This window comes from Protofrankia sp. CiP3, assembly GCF_917627345.1.
In the GTDB taxonomy this organism is placed as follows: domain Bacteria; phylum Actinomycetota; class Actinomycetes; order Frankiales; family Frankiaceae; genus Protofrankia.
Genome location: NZ_CAKJTM010000020.1, coordinates 11,397 through 16,533 on the forward strand (window position 1 = coordinate 11,397; position 5,137 = coordinate 16,533).

Consider the following 5,137-nt stretch of genomic DNA (forward strand, 5'->3'; position numbering starts at 1 on the left):
CACATCATGCTCGCCGGCCCGGCCGACATGCCGGACGTGGCCGCGGTCAGGGTGGCCGCGGAACAACTGTTCACCATGAAACCCGGCCACCGGCTGTTCCGTACGCTCGACCCGAGCTCGACACAGTGGCTACCGACCCCGACCGCCGAGATACGCCGGCACTGCGTGACGATGATTGTCCCGATGGACGATCCCGACCCGGACGACCTCACCGGCCATATCGAACGCCTCTACGCATCCGCTGTGTCGACCCTGCCGTTCCAGCTCTATGTCGGACGCCGGTACGCGGCATTGTCGATAGCCCACTGTCTCGGCGACGGCTGGTTGAGTACGAACGCCTTCCCCGATCTGCTGCGCGCCGGCCTCGACGGCGACCCACCGGTAGCGCTGACCAGGGACGAGACGGCGCTGCCGCTGCTACGCGCACTCATCCGCTTCTGCGGTCGTGATCCGCGGCGCCTGCTGGCGATGCTGCGCGGTCCGCGGCCCATGCGCGCCGCCGGCAGCCCACCGCCCGCATCCACCGCGCGGGCACCGGCCGCAATGTCCACGGCCGCTCCGAGCCAGCCGGCCGAGCCGGCGCTGGCGGTTGTCGCACGGCACAGCTCCGCGTCGACGCTGGCGGATATCCGCGAGTGGCGCGATGCCCACGCCCCCGGCTCGACCAGCGCCGCCGTCATGTTCGCCGCGGCCCGGGTCGCGTTCGACCGCTGCGGGCTGGGCCCACCCGCCAGCGCGGGCCTGTTCACACTCGTTGACAACCGGCGTTTCCTGCCAGCTGACGCAAACGTCGCGGGCAACTTCGCGGTGGGTCTGCGCATGTTCCCGGTCGATCCGGTCGATCCGGTCGCCATCAGCCGGGCACTGCGCGAAACGGTTGCCTCTGGCCGGCCGCTGGCCACGCTGTGTCTCATTGCCGCCCGCGGGTACCGACGGCGGCTGCCATCGGCGGCATCACCGCGGGCCGGCGTCCATCCACCGCCGTACCCGTGCCTGGTGCTCAACCATCTGGGCCGAGTGCCGCGCTTCGAACGGCTCGGCTGGATCGACGGTCCGCCGGGCACGGATCCCGGTAGGGACACGCCTCAGCTGTACTCGGCGTCCACGCCCGGAGACAGCGACGTCATCTCCGTGAAGTTCGTCGAGCTGCGCGGCACACTGTCGATCACCGCGGCCTTCCATCCGGCCAGCTTCTCCCGGGCCGCCGTGGCCGCCGCGATCGGCCTGCTGTGCACTGACCCGCTCGGTCTGCTGACCACCCCAGGGCCGACCGGCACCGGCACACCGCCGGAGCCGGGGCCAGGACCCACGCCAGAACCGACGTCAGAACCGACGTCAGAGGCGGTGCCGAGACCGGGGCCGGCGTCAGGAGCGAACCGGTGAGCACTCCTACGGCCGTGACGGACACACCGGCAAGGATGCCGCGGGAACCGGCCCGCTGCCGGTTGCTGGTTGTCGAGCAGGGCGAGGGACTATGGGGCGCACAGCGCTATCTGCTGCGGCTCGCGCCGCTGCTCCGCGACCGTGGGGTCGAACAGATCCTCGCGGCGCCCGCCGGCAGCGCCACGGCCGCGGCATGGCGGGCGGCCGGGCTGTTGCACGTCGTGCTGCCCGCACCCGACGATCGCGGGATACGCGCACCGGATGGCCGGCTCAGCCCCGTCGGCGCGGTCCGGGAGTTCGGACGGACCGCCATGCTCGCCCGACGCACGGCGGCGCTCGTCCGCCTGCTTGACGTGGACGCAGTACACGCGAACAGCCACTGGTCGCATCTGCAGTGCGTGCTGGCGGGCCGGCTGACGAACCGGCCGGTCGTCCTGCACCTGCATGAGGAGAACGAACCGGATCTGATCGGCCGGCTGCGGGGGCTGGCGGTGCGCGGCGCGCAGGCGTCGGTGGCGGTCAGCGGCGCGGTGGCGGCGTCATTGCCGCCCGCGGCAGCCCGCCGTACCCAGGTGATCCGCAACGGGGTCGACACGGACGCGCTGCGGCCGGGACCCGCCGATCCCGCGGTACGCGCCCAGCTGGCGGCCGATCCGTCCGCGCCCGTGGTACTGGCGCTGTCCCGGCTCGACCCACGCAAGGGCGTGGACAACGTGATCCGGGCGGTGGCCTCACTACCCGGACGGTTCGCTCGTACACAGCTCGCCGTCGCGGGCGCGCCGAGTCTCGATCCGGCACACGCGAGGACGCTACGCGAGCTCGGCGCCAGCCTGCTGGGCGTCCGGATACGGTTCCTCGGCCCGCGCACGGATATAGCCGATCTGCTGCGAGCATGCGACGCGCTGGTGCTCGCGTCCAGCCTGGAAGGCCTGCCGCTGAGCGTTCTGGAAGCGCAGGCATGCGGGACACCGGTGGTGGCATTTCCGACCGCCGGCATCCCAGAGATCGTCACGGACGGCGTGACCGGGCTGCTCGCCCGCGCGGGGGATGTCGACGATCTCACCCGCCGGCTGACCGACCTGCTCGGTAATCCGGACTATGCCGAGCGGATTTCCATAGCCGCCCGGGCGAACGTGCTCGCTCGGCACACCCTCACCCAGCAGGCGGACAGCCAGGCGGAACTGCTGCGTTCCCTCATGGCAGCCCGGCAGCCCGGCCCGGCGATCCCGGGTGGCGGTGGCCACCGCTATCCGGTTGTGACACCAGAAAACACCCGGGCGTGACGCCAGAAAAGCCAACCGGTGCGATACGTGATCGCACCGCACCGGTTGGGTCCATCGCACCGGTTTGATCGATTGCACCGTTGGATCGGATGTGCCGATCCAACGGTTCTCCTGGGCCGTTCGGCTTGCTAGACCTTGGCCGCGCGCTCCCGGGCCCGGATTTCCCGGCGGAGCTCAGGGGGCAGCGCGAACAGCAGATGCTCCTCGGCCGAAGTCACCTGCTCGACATCGTCGAAACCGCGTTCGGCGAGCCAGGCGACAACCTCGGTGACCAGCTCCTCAGGAACCGAAGCCCCGCTGGTCACCCCAATGGTCTCCACCCCGTCGAGCCAGGCCGGATCCACCTGGCTGGCGTCGTCCACCAGGTAGGCGGCAGGCACCCCGTGGTCAAGGGCGACCTCGACCAGGCGTACGGAGTTCGACGAGTTCGGCGACCCGACCACGAGGATCAGCTCGACCTGGCCGGCGATCTCCTTGACCGCCACCTGGCGGTTCTGGGTGGCATAACAGATGTCGGCGCTCGGCGGCCCCTGTAGCAGCGGGAAGCGCTCACGCAACGCGTGCACCGTGGTCTCGGTCTCGTCGACCGACAGCGTGGTCTGTGAGAGATAGGCAACTCTGGACTCGTCGCGGACCTTGACGGCCGCCGCATCCTCCACGCCGTCGACCAGATGGATGCGGTCGGGCGCCTGGCCCGTGGTACCGACAACCTCCTCGTGGCCTTCATGGCCGATGAGGAGGATGTCGAAGTCCTCCTTGGCGAATCTGCGTGCCTCGCCGTGCACCTTCGTCACGAGCGGGCACGTGGCGTCGATCGTTCGCAGTTCCCGGGACCTCGCCTCCTCATGGACGGACGGTGCGACACCGTGGGCAGAAAACACCACGGTCGCCCCGGCAGGAACCTCGTCCGTCTCGTCCACAAAGATCGCGCCCTTTGCCTCCAGCGTCTTGACGACGTGGGCATTGTGCACGATCTGCTTGCGCACGTAGACGGGAGCGCCGTACAGCTCCAGCGTCTTCTCGACCGTCAGCACCGCTCGGTCAACACCAGCGCAGTACCCGCGCGGATTGGCCAACAGGATCCGCCCCATGCCCGGAAGTGTACGCGGCCCAGCAGCGGCCGGACGACCGAACGATAACCGTCACACGCCGGCAACCTGTAAGGACACCCGAAGCGATTTGTGCATGGATCGACGGTTCAAGTCGTTACGGTGGCTCGGTGGCACTCACCTCCTCACCGGAGCAGCCGCTGCCGGTCCGCACGATTTCCCGCGCGATCGGGGACTGGGTCAACCGGCTTGGACGGGTCTGGGTAGAAGGGCAACTCACCGAGATCGTCCGCCGCCCCGGGCTCGCCACCGTCTTCCTCACGCTGCGCGATCCCGTCGCCGACGTGTCGCTGCGGCTCACCTGCCCGCGGGCCGTCTGTGAGGCGATCGGAGCCGGGCTCGTTGACGGCGCCAGGGTGGTGGTCTGGGGCAAGCCGTCCTTCCACCCCACGCGGGGAACGCTCGCGCTCGCCGTCGTGGAGATCCGCCCACTCGGTGCGGGCGCCCTGCTCGCGCGCCTCGAGCAGCTGCGCGGCGTGCTCGCGGCGGAGGGCCTGTTCGCTGCTTCCCGCAAACGCCGGCTCCCGTTCCTCCCGCAGGCGGTCGGGTTGATCACCGGACGGGCGAGCGCGGCCGAGCGGGACGTGGTCGAGAACGCCCGCCGTCGCTGGCCCGCCGTGCGCATCGTGACCCGGGAAGTGGCGGTCCAGGGGCCGCTCGCCGTCGGGCAGGTCATCGACGCGCTGCGTGACCTCGACCGTATCCCCGGCGTGGACGTCATCGTCATCGCCCGGGGCGGTGGGTCGATGGAGGACCTGCTGCCCTTCTCCGACGAGGCGTTGATACGCGCCGTGGCCGCGGCGAACACCGCGGTGGTATCCGCCATCGGCCACGAGCAGGACGCGCCCCTGCTCGACTTCGTCGCCGACGTCCGCGCGTCCACCCCGACGGACGCGGCAAAACGGATCGTGCCGGACGTGGCCGAACAACACGCCCTGGTTACCACGTTGCGCGACCGGTCCAGGCGGATCGTCGAACAGCGGCTGAATCACGAGGAACGCGGACTGGCCGATCTATGCGGCCGTCCCGTGCTGGCCGCGCCCGGCCGCGAACTTGACCGCCAGAGCGAGTCCGTCAACGACCTACGCTCCCGCGGGCTACGTTGCGTGATGCAGATCCTCGCTGGGGCCGAGCGCGAGCTGGCCCACACGTCCGCCCAGCTGCGCGCACTGTCACCGGCCGCGACTTTGGATCGTGGCTATGCCCTGGTACGCCGGACCGCCGACGGCTCCATCGTGCGCGACCCGGCGGGGTTGGACACTGGTGACGAGCTGGCCATCTGGGTTGCCGGTGGCTCCTTCCCGGCGACCGTCGGCGCCCGAGATCCCCAGAGTGTCTAAGTGGTCGCCGCCGGAAGTTGTT

4 protein-coding genes are annotated in these 5,137 nt (G+C 70.3%); 3 read left to right on the forward strand and 1 reads right to left on the reverse strand.

Annotation, left to right across the window (positions count from 1 at the left end; translation table 11 throughout):
* Positions 1-1,383, forward strand: a 1,383-nt coding sequence (locus MJ797_RS10215; protein ID WP_374581904.1) for a hypothetical protein, incomplete at its 5' end; no start/stop codon positions are given.
* A complete protein-coding gene (locus MJ797_RS10220; RefSeq protein WP_239334070.1) occupies positions 1,380-2,666 on the forward strand; it encodes a glycosyltransferase family 4 protein in 1,287 nt (428 codons plus the stop codon). The genes MJ797_RS10215 and MJ797_RS10220, both read left to right, overlap by 4 nt.
* Before the next feature lie 128 nt (positions 2,667-2,794).
* On the opposite strand, the gene MJ797_RS10225 is transcribed toward MJ797_RS10220, so the two are convergent.
* Entirely contained in the window at positions 2,795-3,757 is a 963-nt protein-coding gene (locus tag MJ797_RS10225) for a 4-hydroxy-3-methylbut-2-enyl diphosphate reductase (RefSeq protein WP_239308407.1), read from the reverse strand.
* Positions 3,758-3,885: 128 nt separating this feature from the next.
* On the opposite strand from MJ797_RS10225, the gene xseA reads away from it, so the two are divergent.
* Positions 3,886-5,115, forward strand: a complete 1,230-nt coding sequence (gene xseA / locus MJ797_RS10230; RefSeq protein WP_239334072.1) for an exodeoxyribonuclease VII large subunit — start codon at positions 3,886-3,888, stop codon at positions 5,113-5,115.
* The last annotated feature ends 22 nt before the right edge of the window (positions 5,116-5,137 follow it).